17 protein-coding genes are annotated in these 16,848 nt (G+C 63.8%); 10 read left to right on the top strand and 7 right to left on the bottom strand.

Annotated features, from left to right (window positions below):
• Positions 1-86: 86 nt before the first annotated feature.
• From pgsA to ABGN05_RS22610, 4 genes are all read left to right on the top strand, one after another.
• On the top strand, positions 87-671 hold the full coding sequence (pgsA, locus tag ABGN05_RS22625) for a CDP-diacylglycerol--glycerol-3-phosphate 3-phosphatidyltransferase (RefSeq protein WP_367956311.1): 585 nt from the start codon (positions 87-89) through the stop codon (positions 669-671).
• A gap of 10 nt (positions 672-681) precedes the next feature.
• Entirely contained in the window at positions 682-933 is a 252-nt protein-coding gene (moaD, locus tag ABGN05_RS22620) for a molybdopterin converting factor subunit 1 (RefSeq protein ID WP_367956310.1), read from the top strand.
• A 1-nt stretch (position 934) separates the two neighbouring features.
• A complete protein-coding gene (locus ABGN05_RS22615; RefSeq protein ID WP_367956309.1) occupies positions 935-1,411 on the top strand; it encodes a molybdenum cofactor biosynthesis protein MoaE in 477 nt (158 codons plus the stop codon).
• Between the two features lie 113 nt (positions 1,412-1,524).
• Positions 1,525-3,771 carry a sensor domain-containing protein gene (locus tag ABGN05_RS22610; RefSeq protein ID WP_367956308.1) on the top strand — a complete coding sequence of 749 codons (2,247 nt, stop codon included), beginning with the start codon at positions 1,525-1,527 and terminating at the stop codon, positions 3,769-3,771.
• Between the two features lie 65 nt (positions 3,772-3,836).
• Here ABGN05_RS22610 and ndk read toward each other — a convergent pair whose 3' ends face one another.
• Both ndk and ABGN05_RS22600 read right to left on the bottom strand, forming a co-directional pair.
• Positions 3,837-4,259, bottom strand: a complete 423-nt coding sequence (gene ndk / locus ABGN05_RS22605; RefSeq protein ID WP_367956307.1) for a nucleoside-diphosphate kinase — start codon at positions 4,257-4,259, stop codon at positions 3,837-3,839.
• A gap of 110 nt (positions 4,260-4,369) precedes the next feature.
• Positions 4,370-5,062: a glutathione S-transferase family protein gene (locus ABGN05_RS22600; RefSeq protein ID WP_367956306.1), complete on the bottom strand. Its 693-nt coding sequence runs from the start codon at positions 5,060-5,062 to the stop codon at positions 4,370-4,372.
• Between the two features lie 70 nt (positions 5,063-5,132).
• On the opposite strand from ABGN05_RS22600, the gene ABGN05_RS22595 reads away from it, so the two are divergent.
• On the top strand, positions 5,133-5,645 hold the full coding sequence (locus tag ABGN05_RS22595) for a DinB family protein (protein WP_367956305.1): 513 nt from the start codon (positions 5,133-5,135) through the stop codon (positions 5,643-5,645).
• Between the two features lie 32 nt (positions 5,646-5,677).
• On the opposite strand, the gene vapC is transcribed toward ABGN05_RS22595, so the two are convergent.
• Entirely contained in the window at positions 5,678-6,070 is a 393-nt protein-coding gene (gene vapC, locus ABGN05_RS22590) for a type II toxin-antitoxin system VapC family toxin (protein ID WP_367956304.1), read from the bottom strand.
• Positions 6,067-6,264 (bottom strand): type II toxin-antitoxin system VapB family antitoxin, encoded by a 198-nt coding sequence (locus ABGN05_RS22585; RefSeq protein ID WP_367956303.1) that lies wholly within the window; start codon positions 6,262-6,264, stop codon positions 6,067-6,069. The genes vapC and ABGN05_RS22585 overlap by 4 nt, the downstream gene beginning before the upstream one ends.
• Before the next feature lie 103 nt (positions 6,265-6,367).
• Between ABGN05_RS22585 and ABGN05_RS22580 the strand changes: the two genes are divergently transcribed.
• Positions 6,368-8,245 (top strand): ATP-binding cassette domain-containing protein, encoded by a 1,878-nt coding sequence (locus tag ABGN05_RS22580; RefSeq protein WP_367956302.1) that lies wholly within the window; start codon positions 6,368-6,370, stop codon positions 8,243-8,245.
• Positions 8,242-9,048 carry a crotonase/enoyl-CoA hydratase family protein gene (locus ABGN05_RS22575; RefSeq protein ID WP_367956301.1) on the top strand — a complete coding sequence of 269 codons (807 nt, stop codon included), beginning with the start codon at positions 8,242-8,244 and terminating at the stop codon, positions 9,046-9,048. The genes ABGN05_RS22580 and ABGN05_RS22575 overlap by 4 nt, the downstream gene beginning before the upstream one ends.
• Positions 9,049-9,081: 33 nt before the next feature.
• On the opposite strand, the gene ABGN05_RS22570 is transcribed toward ABGN05_RS22575, so the two are convergent.
• The 3 genes from ABGN05_RS22570 to ABGN05_RS22560 all read right to left on the bottom strand — a co-directional run bounded on the left by ABGN05_RS22570 (position 9,082) and on the right by ABGN05_RS22560 (position 11,790).
• Complete coding sequence (locus ABGN05_RS22570; protein WP_367956300.1) at positions 9,082-9,723, bottom strand: hypothetical protein; 642 nt, start codon at positions 9,721-9,723, stop codon at positions 9,082-9,084.
• Between the two features lie 112 nt (positions 9,724-9,835).
• The gene (locus ABGN05_RS22565; protein ID WP_367956299.1) at positions 9,836-10,285 is read right to left on the bottom strand and encodes a DNA polymerase III subunit chi; all 450 of its coding nucleotides are present in this window, start codon (positions 10,283-10,285) and stop codon (positions 9,836-9,838) included.
• Positions 10,282-11,790 (bottom strand): leucyl aminopeptidase, encoded by a 1,509-nt coding sequence (locus ABGN05_RS22560; RefSeq protein ID WP_367956298.1) that lies wholly within the window; start codon positions 11,788-11,790, stop codon positions 10,282-10,284. The genes ABGN05_RS22565 and ABGN05_RS22560 overlap by 4 nt, the downstream gene beginning before the upstream one ends.
• A 291-nt stretch (positions 11,791-12,081) precedes the next feature.
• Between ABGN05_RS22560 and lptF the strand changes: the two genes are divergently transcribed.
• The 3 genes from lptF to ABGN05_RS22545 all read left to right on the top strand — a co-directional run bounded on the left by lptF (position 12,082) and on the right by ABGN05_RS22545 (position 16,772).
• Positions 12,082-13,281: an LPS export ABC transporter permease LptF gene (lptF, locus tag ABGN05_RS22555; protein ID WP_367956297.1), complete on the top strand. Its 1,200-nt coding sequence runs from the start codon at positions 12,082-12,084 to the stop codon at positions 13,279-13,281.
• Positions 13,278-14,366, top strand: coding sequence for an LPS export ABC transporter permease LptG (lptG, locus tag ABGN05_RS22550; protein ID WP_367956296.1), 1,089 nt, complete (start codon positions 13,278-13,280; stop codon positions 14,364-14,366). The genes lptF and lptG overlap by 4 nt, the downstream gene beginning before the upstream one ends.
• A 150-nt stretch (positions 14,367-14,516) precedes the next feature.
• Positions 14,517-16,772, top strand: a complete 2,256-nt coding sequence (locus ABGN05_RS22545; RefSeq protein WP_367956295.1) for an LPS-assembly protein LptD — start codon at positions 14,517-14,519, stop codon at positions 16,770-16,772.
• Positions 16,773-16,848 lie beyond the last annotated feature (76 nt).

Genomic DNA, 16,848 nt, shown 5'->3' with positions numbered 1-16,848 from the left:
TGGCCCAAGAATCGGCGGTCCGGTTGCGGTTGACCCCGGCCCACTCCATCTGGTTTGTGTAGCGCTCACTTTCGGTCCGGACATCCATGGCTAGACGCGCATTCAACCTGCCCAATCTCCTGACCTATGCGCGCATCCTGGCGGTACCGCTGGTGCTGTTCTGCTTCTATCTCGAGGGGCGCGCGCGGCCGACGGACTTCTGGCGCTGGTCCGCCTTCGCCATCTTCGCCGTGGCGAGCATCACCGACTATTTCGACGGCTACATCGCGCGGATCTGGGCGCAGACCTCGAACATCGGCAAGATGCTGGACCCGATCGCCGACAAGCTCCTGGTCGCGGCCGTGCTGCTGCTGCTTGCGTATGATCGCACGATCGACAAATGGTCGCTGTGGGCCGCGATCATCATCCTGTGCCGCGAGGTGCTGGTGTCCGGCCTGCGCGAATACCTCGCCGAACTGAAGGTGAGCGTGCCGGTGACCCGGCTCGCCAAGTGGAAGACGACCCTTCAGCTGGTCGCGATCGGATTTCTGCTCGCCGGCCCCGCGGGAGACAAGGTTCTGCCCTATACGACCGAGATCGGCATCACGCTGCTGTGGGTTTCGGCGCTGGTGACGCTCTATACGGGCTACGACTATTTCCGCGCCGGCCTCAGACACATCATCGACGAATGACGGCAAGCTGATGAAACTGATCTACTTCGCCTGGGTGCGTGAACGCATCGGCCGTTCGGAGGAAGAGGTGGCCCTGCCGCCGGACGTGGCGACGGTGGCGGACTTGCTGCGATGGCTGAAGGCGCGCGGCGAAGGCTACGAACACGCCCTGCAGCACCCCGAAGTGATCCGCGTCGCGATCGACCAGGAACATGTCGACCATCGCGAGACGATCGCCGGCGCCTCCGAGATAGCCCTGTTCCCGCCCATGACCGGAGGATGACGTGCCGGACGCATCCGTGACACCGGTGGTCCGCATACAGGCGGAGGATTTCGACCTCGCCGCCGAGGTAGCCGCGCTCTCGCGCGACCGCAGCGACGTGGGGGCCGTGGTCACCTTTTCCGGCATCTGCCGCGATGACGCAGGCGCGCTCGCCGCGCTGGAACTGGAGCATTATCCCGGCATGGCGGAAGCGGAAATCATGCGCATTGCCCGCCAGGCCGCCGAACGATGGCCCCTGACCGGCCTCACCGCCATCCACCGCCATGGCAGGATCGCGCCGGGCGAAAACATTGTGCTCGTGGTCGCGGCCTCGGCGCACCGGCAGGCGGCGTTCGAGGCCGCCTCCTTCCTGATGGACTTCCTCAAGACCCGCGCCCCCTTCTGGAAGAAGGAACACCGCCGCGACGGAACGCAAGGGGGGTGGGTCGATGCACGCGATGCGGATGAAGCAGCCGCCTCGCGGTGGAAATCCGAATAACGTCGGGAGGTTACCTAAGGTTAATCATCTTTCGGATTGCTCGCCTGTATTAGAGTTTTCTCAAGGGGGCCGCCGTACGATTGCTTCTGGTCGGAACGGCAACGGCAGCGGAAATGGACTGGCTGGTCGATGGGATTGCAGCCTTCTCAAGCGGTGACAATCGCTCGATCCTGCTGTCTGTCTTGACGGTCGCCCTGTCGGGTGCATTCGCCTGGCGCTACCGGCGGCTCTACCGCAAAGCCATGGATGAGAACGACAACACCCGCGAACTCATCGAACATCTGTCCGAGGGCGTATACCGTTCGTCGATCGACGGCAGCCAGATCAGCGCCAACCGCGCCCTGGTGAAGTTGAACGGCTACGAAGAAGAAGAAGAGATGCTCGCCTCGGTGAGCGACATCGCGGCAGAATGGTACGTTGATCCGACCCGCCGGGATCAGTTCCGCGAAATCCTCCACCAGAACGGTTATGTCGAGGACTTCGTTTCGGAGATATTCAGGCACAAGACGCGAGAGCGGATCTGGATCACCGAATCCGCCCGCATCGTGTACGACAAGAAGACCGGCAAGCCGCTCCACTATGAAGGGTCGGTGCGGGAGATTACCGAGACGATTGCGCGGCTGAAGCTCGAGGAGAAGTTCAGAAAGCTGACCAGCCACCTGCCCGGCGGCCTGTTCCAGCTGACGGCGAATTCGGGCGGCGTGTCGAAGATCGATTACCTGAGCGAAGGTTTCCACCGCATCGCAGGCATACCGCTGCGGCGGCACTACGACGACGCCTCGCTGTTCCATTCCTTCGTTCATCCCGAGGATCGCGAAGCCTACGTGGACGCGTTCCGCAACTCCAACCTCGGCCTGACGCCGATCGACCACGAGTTCCGCATCCGCACCGCGGATGGGCAGGAAAAATGGCTGCGCATGTGCGCCCAGCCGGAAGCCGGCGAAGGGTGCACCACCTGGTACGGATATGTCTCCGACATCTCCCTGCGGAAGCGCCAGGCCCTGGAGATCGAGAAACTCGCCTATTTCGACCCGCTCACGCAGCTTCCGAATCGCAGGTTCTTGGTCGAACGCATCTCGGCCGCGGTCGGAGAATGCGGCCGCAACGGCCGCAAGAGCCTGCTGTTCTTCATCGATCTCGACAACTTCAAGATCCTCAACGACACGCAGGGCCACGACGTCGGAGACGCGTATTTGCGGGAGATCGCAGAAAGGCTCAAGGGCTGCGTGCGCGACACCGACACCATCGCGCGCATGGGCGGCGACGAATTCATCCTCATGATCGAAGACGTTGCCGGCGACCAGCCCGCCGCGGAAGCGATGGCGGCCGGAGCAGCGAACGACATGCTGGCGGCGCTGCGACGACCGTTCGAACTCGGCGAGATCCGCCATTCCTCCTCGGCAAGCATCGGCGTGGTGGTGTTCGACGGGACTGAGCGCAGGGTGGACGAGATCCTGAAGCGGGCCGACATCGCCATGTACCAGGCGAAGAGCACCGGGCGCGACTCGGCCGCGCTCTTCGACCCGTCCCTGATGGAGTGTGAGAACGAGCGCTACGTCCTCGTCGGCGACCTGCGCAAGGCCATCGCGGACGAAACCCTCGAACTCCACTATCAGCCGCAGATCGACAGAACCGGCAAGATCGTCGGCGCCGAGGCGCTCCTGCGCTGGAACCATCCCGTGCTCGGGCCGGTGTCGCCGCTGCGGATCATACCGCTCGCCGAACAGTCGGGCCTGATCGGCAGCCTGTGCCGGTTCGTCCTGAAGACGGCCATCCGCAAACTGGCGGAGTGGTCCGAACGCCCGGAGACGTCGCAGCTTCGGCTGGCGGTGAACGTGAGCGTGAAGACTTTCGGCACCAGCGGTGTCGTCCGCTTCGTCGAGGATCTCGTGGCCGCCAGCAACATCGACGCCTCTCTCCTCACCATCGAGTTCGCCGAAAGCGTAACCGTCACCGACAATGCCGCGATCGCGAGCCGGATGCGAGCGCTGAAGGAGATGGGGATCCGCTTCTCGCTCGATGATTTCGGCAGCGGCTTCTCCTCGCTTGCCCGCCTCAAGAAGCTCCCGTTCGACGAGGTGAAGATCGATGGAGGCTTCGTCACCGACATCGAGAATTCGGAGAGCGACCGCGCGCTGGTCCGCACCATCCTCGCCATGGCGAACACGCTCCACCTGGAAGTGGTCGCCGAACATGTCGAGACGAAGAACCAGGAAGCCTTCCTGCACGCCTTCGGCTGCGACTGTTTCCAGGGTTTCCTCTACAGCGCCGCGCTGCCCGCAACCGAATTCGAGACGATGATCCTGTCCGCGATAAGCGGCACGCAGGGGCCCGAACATCTCGACCAGCTTATCGCCTAGTCTTGCCATGAAAAAGGCCGGCGCGAGCGGCCGGCCTTCGACTGGAAATTCCGTAAGACAGATGGTCAGCCGACGATCTCGATGTCGGAAAACCAGTACTTGATCTCCTGAGCGGCGGTCTCGGGCGCGTCCGAACCATGGACGGAGTTTTCGCCGATCGACAGGGCGTGGGCCTTGCGGATCGTGCCCTCGGCGGCATTCGCTGGGTTGGTGGCGCCCATTACTTCGCGGTTCTTCGCAATCGCGTTCTCGCCCTCGAGCACCTGGACGATAGCGGGTCCGGAGGACATGAATTCGGTCAGTTCCTGGAAGAACGGCCGCTCCTTGTGAACGGCATAGAAGCCTTCCGCCTCGCGCAGGCTCATCCACACGCGCTTGGACGCGACGACGCGCAGGCCCGCATCCTCCAGCATCTTGGTGATCGCGCCGGTGAGATTGCGCCGGGTGGCATCGGGCTTGATCATCGAAAAGGTGCGTTCGATCGCCATCGTCAGTTCCTTCTGCAGTCGGATTGGGGAAGTGGCGGCTCTATACAGGCCGCCCCCCGCGATGCCAAGGGGACAAGATGGCGGGGAAGCCCGTCGCCGGAACGGCGGCGTCAGGCCGCAGCGGAGACTTTCGCGCCGAGACCGTCGTGCAGATGCAGGCACCGCTCGAACCAGTCGCGAACCGGATCGTCGTCAGCGAGCGGCTGGTAGGACGAGACGATGCGCGCCCACTGGAAGGCGCCGAAGACGATGTAGTCGCAAAACAGCGGAGACTGCCCGCCGATGAAGGGCTGTACAGAGAGCGTGCTGCGCAGCGGCTCGAGGGAGGCCCGGAACGCCGCCAGTTTCTCCTCGCGTCCGGCCGGCACCTCCTCGATCGGCCGGCCGAACCGCTGTTCGCGCGTGCGCCGGAAATGTGCCTTGTCCTCGGCATCGAGGCAGTCGTGGATGTCCATCAGCACGGCCGCCCCGAGATAGGAGTGGATGGTGAGTTGCGACCAGCGTTCCACGAAGCGCGCCATGGCCTTCCCGCCGTCGCCGCCAAAGAGCGTCGGCCGGTCCGGATAGGTCTCCTCCAGATAGAGAGCGATATCGAAGGAATCCGAGACCAGCCGGTCGCCGTCCCTGATCAGCGGAACGGTCTTGGTCGCACCCTCTTCGACCCTGGGAATGGCCGTGAAGGGAGCAGGCATGGACTTGTATTCCAGCCCCTTGTGGGCCAGCGCCATCGAGATCTTCCAGCAGTGCGGGCTGAACGGTCGCGCCGCGTCGGCGCCGACGAGTTCATACAGCAGAATGGCCATTGGATCGGCTCCCCGGCAGGTGTTAATGGGAGCGTCAGTTGAACCCTTCCCGAGCCGAAAGAAAAGAGGGATGAAGCACCATTTCCAGATGCTCGCCGCCTATAACCGTTGGGCCAACGGCCGGCTTTACGATGCCGCGGTCGACTTAACGGATGCCGAGTTCGCGCAGGACGTCGGCGCGTTCTTCAGGTCGATGATGGGCACGCTCAACCACATCCTGGTCGCCGACCGCATCTGGATGAAGCGCTTCACCGCGCATGGCGAAGCGCCGAGGTCGCTCGACGCCATCATCCATCCCAATCTCGACCCGCTGCGGATCGCGCGCGAGGCGGAGGACGAGAGGATATCTAGCTGGATCGAAGGCCTCGAAGAGAAGGCATTCGCCGGTCGATTCTCCTACATCACCGTCACCGACATGCGCACCGTTAGCCAGCGGCTGGCGCCGGCCCTGACCCACTTCTTCAACCACCAGACCCATCACCGCGGCCAGGCGCACACGATCCTGTCCCTGCTCGGCCGCGAACCTCCAAGCCTGGACATGATCTATTTCCAGCGGACGGAGGAAGGGCGGCAGTTCGCGTGAGGATGGTGACCCGGCTGCGTTCACGCGGTCGATCACCGCAGAACCGAAAGCCCGAGTTCCCTCTCGATTGGATCGAAATCACGGTCGTTGTGGAGCAGTTCGGCGCGGTTCTCTATACACCAGGTGGCGATGATGACGTCTATCGTGCCACGTACCGTGACGCCGCGACGTCGAAGGTATCGGTAGTTGGAGGCGGCTTTCGGAGCGAGCGCCGCTCCGCAAAGGGTAACGATGCGGAACGTTGCGATAGCCGCCTCGACCATCCGCAGTTCTCGACCTTCGCGGGTTCCCTGGAGGACTTCGGTCATGACGAGATCGCCAAGGACGATCTCGTGCTGTCCAAACAGATCGTCCAGGCGCTGCGACGCTTCCGAATACGGCTTGGTCAGGTACTCGATCCAGACGGATGTATCGACGAGGATCATTTGTCGCGGCGCATCGCGTCGAGATCACCCTCCCATTCAACCTTGCCGCGCAACGCGCGCAGAGCCTCCGCTCCGCGACGCGACCGCACCAACATGGCGAGCGCTTCCTCGACCGTCTCCTTCTTGGTCTTCTTGCCCGAGAGCCGCATCGCCTCGGCCATCAGTTCATCGTCGATGTCGATGTTGGTGCGCATGGATTCCTCGATGTGTATCGAGCTTGCATTCATACACCTCCAAGACGACGCTGCCAACGCCGCCCTTGCGTCCGCCGCCCTGCTCCGTCATTAAGCGCCGGCCATGATCACGCTTTCCGACATCTCCTTGCGCATCGCCGGGCGCCTTCTCATCGACCATGCCTCGCTGTCGCTGCCGGCGGGCGCGAAGGCCGGCCTCGTCGGCCGCAACGGCACGGGCAAGACGACGCTCTTCCGCGCCATCACCGGTGAACTCGCCACCGAGACCGGCACGATTTCTCTGCCGAAGAACGCCCGCATCGGCCAGGTGGCGCAGGAAGCGCCAGGCACCGAGGAGCCGCTGATCGAGATCGTGCTGAAGGCGGACAAGGAGCGCGCCGAACTCCTGGAAGAGGAGAAGACGACCACCGACGCAAACCGTATTGCGGAAATCCACATCCGGCTCGCCGACATCGACGCGCATTCGGCGGAAGCGCGCGCCGCCACCATCCTGGCCGGCCTCGGCTTCGACGAGGACGCGCAGAAGCGGCCAGCATCATCTTTCTCCGGCGGCTGGCGCATGCGCGTGGCGCTCGCAGCCGTACTGTTTTCCGAGCCGGACCTGCTGCTCCTGGACGAGCCGACCAACTATCTCGATCTCGAAGGCACGCTCTGGCTGGAAAACTATGTCTCGCGCTATCCGCACACCGTGCTCCTGATCAGCCACGACCGCGACCTGCTCAACCGGGCGGTCACCTCGATCGTCCATCTCGACCAGAAAAAGCTCACCTTCTGGCGCGGCGGCTACGACCAGTTCGAGCGCCAGCGCGCCGAACAGATCGAGCTGCAGGAGAAGGCGCGCGTCAAGCAGGACGCGCAGCGCAAGCACCTAAAATCCTTCGTCGACCGGTTCCGTGCCAAGGCTTCCAAGGCCCGCCAGGCGCAGTCGCGCATCAAAGCGCTTGAGAAGATGAAGCCGATCGCCGCGTGGAGCGACGAGACTGTGCGGCCGTTCTCCTTTCCCGAGCCGGTTAAGAGCGTAGCCTCCCCGATCGTCGCCATCCAGAATGGCGCAGTCGGGTACGAGCCCGGCAAGCCGATCCTCAAGAACCTGACGCTGCGCATCGATGAGGACGACAGGATCGCTCTGCTCGGCGCCAACGGCAACGGCAAGTCCACCTTCGCAAAGCTGATTGCCAGCCGGCTGCAGCTCGACACCGGCGGCATCACCATCGCGCCGCAGCTGAAGGTGGCGATGTTCGCGCAGCACCAGCTCGACGACCTGCGCCCGGATGAAAACGCCATCGAGCACGTGCGGCGCCTGATGCCGGACGCGCCGGAATCCAAGGTGCGCGCCCGCGTCGCGCAGATGGGGCTCGCGACCGAAAAGATGACGACCGCGGCGAAGGACCTTTCGGGCGGCGAGAAGGCGCGGCTGCTGATGGGGCTGGCCTCGTTCGAAGGTCCGAATCTTTTCATCCTCGACGAGCCGACCAACCATCTCGACATCGACAGCCGCGAATCCCTCATCCATGCGCTCAACGATTACCCCGGTGCGGTCATCCTGATCTCGCACGACCGGCACCTGATCGAGGCGACGGCCGACCGGCTGTGGCTGGTTAAGGACGGCACGGTGGCGCCCTACGAGGGCGACCTCTCCGACTATCGCAGCCAGATCACCGGCGGGGCGGCGGACAGGCGCGAGAAGCGCGAAACGGACAAGGCCTCAAAGGCGGACAAGCGCCGGGAGGCCGCCGCCCGCCGCGCGGCGATGGAGCCGGTCGCCAAGCAGGTCCGCGCCACGGAGGGGTTGATCGATCGCACGCGCAAGAAGCTCGACGGCGTGGAGGACGAGCTTGCAAACCCGGCGCTCTACGAGAAAGATCCCAAGAGGGCGACGAGGCTCGCCAGGGAGCGCTCGGAACTCGCGGCCGCGCTGGCGCGGCACGAGGAGACCTGGCTGCAGCTCTCCGCCGAATACGAGGAGGGGATCGCCGAATGAGCATCAGGGCCGCAACGCATGGCGAGATCAGGGTCGTCACGATCGACCGGCCCGAGGCGCGCAACGCCGTCGATCCGGAAATGGCGACACAGCTGTTCGCCGAGTTCGTGGCATTCGATCGCGACCCCGCGCTCAAGGTGGCCATCCTCGCCGGCATCCCGGGCGCCTTCTGCGCCGGCTTCGACCTGAAACGCGCGGCGGGCGGAATGGACGAGACCTGGTATGCCGAGCACGATCTCGACGCGAGCTTCGACGGACATGGCGACCAGCCGCGGAAGGGACCGATGGGGCCGACCCGGCTGTCGCTTTCCAAGCCCGTTATCGCCGCCGTCTCCGGACCGGCCGTCGCGGGCGGCATGGAACTGGCGCTCTGGTGCGACATGCGGATAATCGAGCGTTCGGCCTACATGGGCGTCTACTGCCGCCGCTGGGGCGTGCCGCTGATCGACGGCGGCACGGTCAGGCTTCCGCGCATCGTCGGGCACGGTCGCGCCATGGATCTGATTCTCACCGGAAGGCAGGTCGAGGCCGAGGAGTGCCTCGCCATCGGCCTCGCCAACCGGCTCTGCGACGAAGGCGCCGCGCTGGAGGCAGCACTCGAACTCGCCGAGCAGATCAGCCGCTTTCCGCAGTCCTGCATGCGCGCCGATCGAAGGTCGGCCATCGAGCAGTGGTCGCTCGACGTTCCGCATGCGCTGGCCAACGAATGGAAGAGCGCCGAAACCTTTCGGGCGGAGGGCAGCAAGGGCGCCGCGCGGTTCGCATCCGGCAAGGGGCGGTCCGGCGACTTTTCCGAGATCTGAGGTGCCGGGGGACCGCAGGCACGCATGTGCCTACTACTCCTGCTCCTTTTCCTTCCCCTTCTCTTTGTCGGTCTCCGCTCCCCTGCCCCACTTCGGCTGCTCGGCCGCCACCTTGCGGTTGAGGATGCGCCGGCGGCGGAACATCGCCACGAATCCGACAAGGCCGACGAGGATGAGAATGTAGCCGATGGGAACGGCACGTGCGTCGAGGTCGAAAGCTCCCGCGTTCAGGATCAGGCTGACGCGGACGAGCGGAAGCTCTTCGACGTCCGCCCGTTCAACGGTGAAGACGTAGTTCTCGTCGCCGTCGACCGGATCGATGGTGGCCACGTCGGCGCGGTAGACAATGCCGCCCTGAGGGCTCGCGGACTTCGACGCGGCGTTCTCGAAGGAAACCGGGGCGACGAGGACGGTCCGCCCGTCCGTGATCGCGGTTATCGTCAGGACCGCCGTTCCCTCCTCCGTCGTGAACGGCGTCGAGGTCTGCATCTCCACCGCGACGCTCACCGGCGCCTCGGAGGGCGCGAGGGCGACTTCGGCCGGGGTGAAGCCGCTGCCCTGCCCGAACACCGGGAAGATGCCGATCTCGTATCCGCTGACGTTCCTGACCGCCCAGGGATAGCCGACCCCCAGTGCGAGGCCGGCAAGAAGGATGATCAGGAAGAAGAAGCGCATGCTTGGCAGTCCGTTCTTGCGGCCATCGCGTCGACGAGCGATTTGGCACGCACCCGAGGCGATGTCCAGAAATGGCCGCGCGGCGGCCCTTTGAGTTCCGTCCGGGAGAGCTCTACGCCTTCCGCTGCCACCGGCGATCCGGCGTCTGCTGCCAATACGTTGCCTGGTGCCCGGCGGATCGCACGGCACGCCAGTCGTCGCGCGCCAGCGCGACCTGCGCTTCGTCATGTCCATCGAACATGAAGACGGCGCGCTGATAATCGTCGAGCGCCGGCGCACGGGCGCCGTCGACGATGAAGCGGATATCAGCAGCGTTGGGATTTCCGCTGCCGGTCGTGAGGAGAACGGGCTGCTCCGCGGCATGCGGATCGCGATCGGTGCCGTGCGCGACGAAGGAATCGTCGCGAAACGTCCACAAGTGCTGGTCGAGCGAGTCCCGGCGCTCCTCGCTGCCGGTCTGCACGACCGCCCGCCAGTCGCGCGCCAGCGAGCGCTCGAGGAGCGGCGGAAGCGCATCCTCGAGCGTCGATTCTGTCAGGTGATAGAAGAGGATTTCGGTCACGCCTCGTAGTGGTCCCTGACCAGTCGGTCGAGCAGACGGACGCCGAAGCCCGATCCCCAGGACTGGTTTATGTCGTTCGCCTGCGATCCCATCGCAGTGCCCGCGACGTCGAGATGCGCCCAGGGCGTCTCCTTCACGAAGCGCTGCAGGAACTGTGCGGCGGTAATGGCGCCGCCGTACCGTCCGCCGATGTTCTTCATGTCGGCGTTCTTCGAATCCAGCAGCTTGTCGTATTCCGGCCCCAGCGGCATGCGCCACACCTTCTCGCCGGTCGCGTGGCCCGCCGCAAATAGCCGCTGCGCGAGACCGTCGTCGTTGGAGAACAGCCCGGCATGCCCCTGCCCGAGCGCGACCATGATCGCACCCGTCAGCGTGGCGAGGTCGACGACGAAGCCCGGCTTGAAGCGGTCGTTGCAGTACCAGAGCGCATCCGCCAGCACGAGGCGGCCTTCCGCATCGGTGTTGAGCACTTCGATGGTCTGGCCGGACATCGAGGTGACGATGTCGCCCGGACGCTGCGCGTGCCCGTCGACCGAATTTTCGACAAGGCCGATGATCCCGATCACGTTCGCCTTGGCCTTGCGCGCGGCAAGGACGTGCATGAGGCCGGTCACGGCGGCGGCACCGCCCATGTCGCCCTTCATGTCTTCCATGCCCGATGCAGGCTTCATCGAGTTTCCGCCGGTGTCGAAGGTCACGCCCTTGCCGACGAAGGCGATCGGCTGATCCTTCCCCTTGCCGCCGTTCCAGTGCATCACCACCAGCCGCGCACCGCGAGGCGACCCCTGCGCGACGCCCAGTAGCGCGCCCATACCGAGCTTCTTCATCTCCTTCTCGGCGAGGATCTCGACCTTGACGCCAAGGTCCTCGAGTGTCTTCGCCCGGTCGGCGAACTCGACGGGACCAAGGATGTTCGCCGGTTCGTTGACCAGATCGCGGGCGAGACAGACGCCCGCTGCCACCGCTTCCACGTCCGCGAAGGCCTTCTTGGTCCGCGACGGATCGGCGCAGTGGATCGTCAGCTTGGCGATCTTCGCCTTACTCTCGGTCTCCTCGTCCCTATCCTTGCCGTTCTTCCTGGTCTTGTACTTGTCGAAGGCGTAGGAGCGGAGCAGGAATCCGAGCGCGAAGGCCGCCGCCGCATCGCCGTCGGGGGCCCCGCCCGGCAGATCCAGCAGGAGCGCCGCCTGATCGGTCTTCTGGACCATCGCGCAGGCAACACCGCCGAGCTTGATCCACGCCTGCTCGTCCAGCTTCTCGACCTGTCCGACGCCGACGACGCAGAACCGATCCGCCTGCGCTCCCTCGGGCGCCCAGACTTCCAAGCGCGCGGCCATCTTGCCAGTGAATTTCGCCGCGCCGGCCGCACGCATCACGGCTCCGGATGGGTCGATCGATTTGACGGCACCGCCCAGACCGCCTTCATCGGCCATGAGGAGAACGACGGTGCCGGATTTCGGCGCGGCGGTCAGTTTCGCAAAAGCAATCGAAGGAGGTTTATGCATGTCATCCCGGTTCTGTTCGAGGTGAATTGGAGATCGAACACATATCTAGATCAGGGGGAAGGCCTCGTGAACCTGATTGTGATCGCATTTGCCTCCCCGATCGCTTAACCGCGCCTTAACCCTGCTTCTTTGCCCTTTTTTAGCCCTGCTGACCCATCATGGATGCGGTCGGGACGAAAGAATTCTGAACGCAGACGAAAGAGCGAGCGGTTGTAACGCCGGCCTCGTACGGATAGCCTGCCTGGCGCATCGGAGCGAAGGGCTAGGGACAGGAGCGCTGGCATTCATCCAATGAAACTCGTCGAGCGATATATCTTCTCCCGTGCGATGAAGGTATCGGCCAGCGCTCTCGCGGTCGCGCTCGGCATAGCGTGGACGACGCAGGCGCTCAGCCGCATCAATCTCGTGACCGACAGCGGCCAAACGGCCATGACCTTCTTCGAGGTGGCGACGTTGCTGCTTCCCACGGTCGTCGGCGTCGTGACGCCGTTCGCCCTGATCATCGGCGTGACGCAGACGCTCGCGGCGATGAACCAGGATTCCGAACTCGCGGTAATTTCGGCATCCGGGACGTCGCGATGGACGATCGTGAAGCCGGTCCTCATTCTCGCGCTCCTTGCCAGCGCGCTCTCGTTCTTCGTCGACAATGCCATAGAACCCGCGGCACGCCAGCGCGTGCGCGACATCGTCGCCAACGCCAATGCGGACATCCTTGCCTCGGTCATCGAGGAAGGGTCCTTCCGCAAGATCCAGGACGGCCTCTTCGTCCAGGTCTCGGAGCGCCTTCCGGACGGACGTCTCGGTGGCATCTTCGTCGCGGATTCGCGCACGAAGAACGTCGACCTCGCCTTCTATGCCAAGAACGGGGAGATCTACAGCGAAGGCAACGACCGCGTGCTTTTCATGCGCGACGGCGAGGTTCATCGCAAGACGCCTGGAGGCGACGTCTCTGTCATCAAGTTCGTGTCCTACGCATTCGACCTCTCGGAGTTCAAGGCCAAGTCGGACAGCGTCTTCCTGTACCCGAAGGACCGAACCCTCGGATACCTGCTCCAACCCGATCCGGGCGACACCATCTACCAGCAGGTGCCGCTTCTCTACGTCGCGGAACTGCACCGGCGGCTTTCCGACTGGACCTACTCCATCGTGTTCGCCCTGATCGCCCTCGCCGCCGCGGGCGACGTGCGATCGCACAGGCAAGCCCGGATTCATCCGATGGTCGCGGCAATCGCCTATGCATTGCTCGTGCGGTGGGAAGGATATTTTCTCGCCGACAAGGTGGAGGACAGCCGCGCCTTCATACCGCTCGTCTATGCCGTGCCTCTCGGAAATTCGCTCTTTGCCCTCTACTTCGTCGTCACCGGACGCCTGCTAGAACTCCCCGCTTCGTGGGCCGACACTTTGGGCAACCGCGTCGCATCGCTGGGGGCATGGTCCAGGCGCATGATCGGAAGGCTCAATCCGCTGCGGCCGATGGAGGGCAGACCGTGATCGGCTGGACCCTCGGGCGGTACTTCTTCCGGCGCTACGTGGTGATCACCCTGTGGTTCTTCGCCGGAATCTCCGCTCTCATCTTCATCATCGACTTCACCGAGCAGGCCAACCGCTTCGGATCGCTCCCCGGCTATTCCCTGGAACTGGGGCTGGCAATGACCGCCCTGCGCATTCCGCTGATCCTTCAGCAGACGGTGCCGTTCGTCGCGCTGTTTTCGGCGATGGCCACGCTGATTGCCCTGAACAGGAAATACGAACTGGTGATCGCCCGTGCCGCCGGTGTCTCGGCATGGCAATTCCTGCTGCCCTCCTGTATCGGCGCGCTGATGTTCGGGCTGCTGACGATCTTCGTCCTCAATCCGATCGCGGCCCACGGCGTGGCGCGGACAGAGGTGATCGAGAGCGAACTCCGCTCCGGCCACTCGAACGAGATTTCGGCGTCCTCGGCGCCCTGGTTGCGGCAGAAGACCGATGGCGCCGAGACCATCATCGGCGCGCGCGCCGTGCTGGATTCGGGTCTGACGCTTTCGGACGCCGTCTTCATCCACCTCGGCGAGAACGGCAATATCGTCAAGCGTCAGGATGCCAGGCTCGCGAAGCTGGTAGATGGATATTGGGAACTTCACGACGTCCGCGAGTCCGTGCCGGGCGAGAAACCGGTCACGGTGCAATCGACGCGCGTGGCGACTAACCTGCGCCCTGAATTCGTCCAGGAAAAGCTCGCCCGCCCCGAGGCGACGCCGTTTCTCGAACTCGGCGAAAAGATCGAAGTCGCGAAGGCCTATGGTTACGCCGCAAACGCATTTGCGATGCAATATCACTCGCTTGTAGCAATGCCGGTGCTGCTGGTCGCGATGACGCTCATCGCGGCGACGGTGTCGATGCGTTTTGTCAGACTCGGTCAATCGGCCACCCTGATTCTGGGTGGCATCCTCTCGGGGTTTCTGCTTTATGTCGTCACGACTCTGGTCAAGGCGTTCGGCAGTTCGGGGATCGTGCCGCCGGTCATCGCAGCCTGGATGCCGGTGGTCGTCGCGATGTTCTTCGGGGTGACCTTTCTGCTGTACAAGGAGGACGGTTAGTTGGGGTTGGTGAGGGGAAGCGGACCGACCGCTCGCGCGCGGCTGCTTTGTGGCGCGACGGCTCTGGCGTTGCTTTGCGCACTCGGCGCCACGAACGCGTATTCCCAGAACCTGCCGTCATTCGACGCGGGCGCGGACGAGGACACCCAGATGTACCTCGAAGCGGACACGGTGATCTACAACAACGACCTTCAGACGGTCACGGCGCAAGGTCAGGTCCGGATCAAATATGGCGGCAGCCGGCTGGTGGCGCAGCGGGTGGACTACAATCAGCGCACGGGCCGGATCGTGGCCTCCGGCAATGTCGAGATCCTCGACAAGGAAGGCACGCGCATCTTCGCCGACGAGATCGACGTGACAGAGGATTTCGGCGACGGCTTCATCAACGCGCTTTCCGTTGAGACGACCGACGATACCTACTTCGCCGCCGAAAGCGCGGAACGGCGCGGCGGCAGGGTCACGGTCTTCAACCAGGGTGTCTACACGGCGTGCGAACCGTGCGAGGATCGCCCGGACAAGGCTCCGATCTGGCGTGTCAAGTCGCGGAAGATCATCTGGAACGGTGAAGAGAAGGTGGTGCGCTTCGAAGGCGCCCGCTTCGAATTCTTCGGGCTGCCGATCGCTTACCTGCCCTATTTCGAGATGGCGGACCCGACCGTCCAGCGCAAGAGCGGTGTCTTGCGGCCGACGATCGGCTACTCGAAATACCTCGGCGCGAGCGTATCTGTCCCCTATTTCTTCGCCCTGTCGCCGACCTACGATCTGACCGTCACCGGCACCTACTACGGCAAGCAGGGCTTCCTGACCGAAGCCGAATGGCGCCAGCGCTTCAATAACGGAACCTATACGGTGACTATCGCCGGGATCAGCCAGCAGGATCCTAGCTCTTTCGATCCGGACTATGTGGACAGCACCGTCGAGCGGCGCGGCATGATCGGCACGCGCGGCACCTTCACGATCAATCCGCGCTGGTCCTTCGGGTGGGACGTGCTCTTGCAGAGCGACTCGCGCTTCGCCACCACGTATGGAATCGGAGGATACGGAGCCTACCGGCGCACGGATGAAATCTATCTGACGGGACTGAACGACCGGAACTTCTTTGATCTCCGCTTCCAGAAGTTCACCGTCCTGGATCGCTATCACAAAGGCATTCAGTTCGACCCGCGGCAGCCCTGGGTGCTTCCGTCGCTCGATTATTCCAAGACCATCGACGAGCCCGTCGCCGGCGGCGAACTGACCTTCGACCTCAACACGGCGATCGTCCATCGCAGCGACCGGGACTATGCAAGCGGCGCACCGGCACTGCGGGGCATCGAAGGAACGACCGGGCGGGTCACGCTTGAGTCGGAGTGGAAGCGCAGTTTCGTCACTGACGGCGGCCTCCTACTGACGCCCCTGCTCAACGTGCGTGGCGATGCCATCGGGGTCGATGCATCGGATTCCACCATCGCGGCCATCAATCACATGGCAGGCAAGCTCGGCGGATCGCGCTATTCCTACGACGGCTCGACCTACGGCACCGTCGCGTCCGACATACGTTCGTCCTATTACCGCGGTATGGCGACAGCCGGACTGGAGGCGCGCTGGCCCGTCATGTTCTCGACGACGAGTGCGTCCCACGTGCTTGAACCCATCGCACAGCTTTTCGTCCGGCCGGATGCTCCCTACGGGGATACGCTCGGCATTCCCAACGAGGACGCACAGAGCCTGGTCTTCGACGCGGCATCACTGTTCGAGCGGGACAAGTTCTCAGGCTACGACCTGATCGAAGGGGGCACGCGGGCCAATCTCGGAGTCCGCTATACCGGTTCGTTCGGCGATGGATGGACCGCGTCGGGCATATTCGGGCAGTCCTACCATCTGGCCGGCACCAACCCCTATGCCTCGCCGAACCTGGTGAATGCGGGGGCGTTCTCGGGGCTCGAGACCGACGTCTCGGATTTCGTGGGGTACGTGGACCTCGACACGCCGGTCGGTCTCAAGTTTTTCGCCGGAGGGCGATTCGACGAGAGGACCTTCGAAACGAGACGGGCGGAGATTGGCGGGTCGACATCGATCGGTACGACGAAGCTGAGTGCCACGTATGCCTTCATCCAGAAACAGCCGCTCTACGGGTTCGACATTGATCGCGAGGAAATCCGCCTCAGCGCGTCCAACAAGCTTAGCGAAAACTGGCGCATCTTCGGAAGCGGCACGTACGACCTGAATTCGAACACGCTCGCCACGACCCGCATCGGGTTCGGGTACGGAGACGAATGTTTCACCTACATGCTCACCTTTGCGCGCGATGAAAACACGAGAAACCATAAAGTCGACTACGATGTCGAGTTCCGCATCACGTTAAGAACACTCGGCGACTTCGGGACGTCGACCGGCGAAGTGACCTCTGAACTCGGCATCGAATGACCGCGTCATGCTTTCGCCGCATAGGAATCGCATGCGTCACCGCTTGAACTTCCTATAGCCAGACAGGATCTATCGT

The organism is Aquibium pacificum, assembly GCF_040839445.1.
In the GTDB taxonomy this organism is placed as follows: domain Bacteria; phylum Pseudomonadota; class Alphaproteobacteria; order Rhizobiales; family Rhizobiaceae; genus Aquibium; species Aquibium pacificus.
The sequence above is the reverse complement of the archived record's forward strand: the minus strand, read 5'-3'. Positions and strand labels throughout refer to the sequence as shown.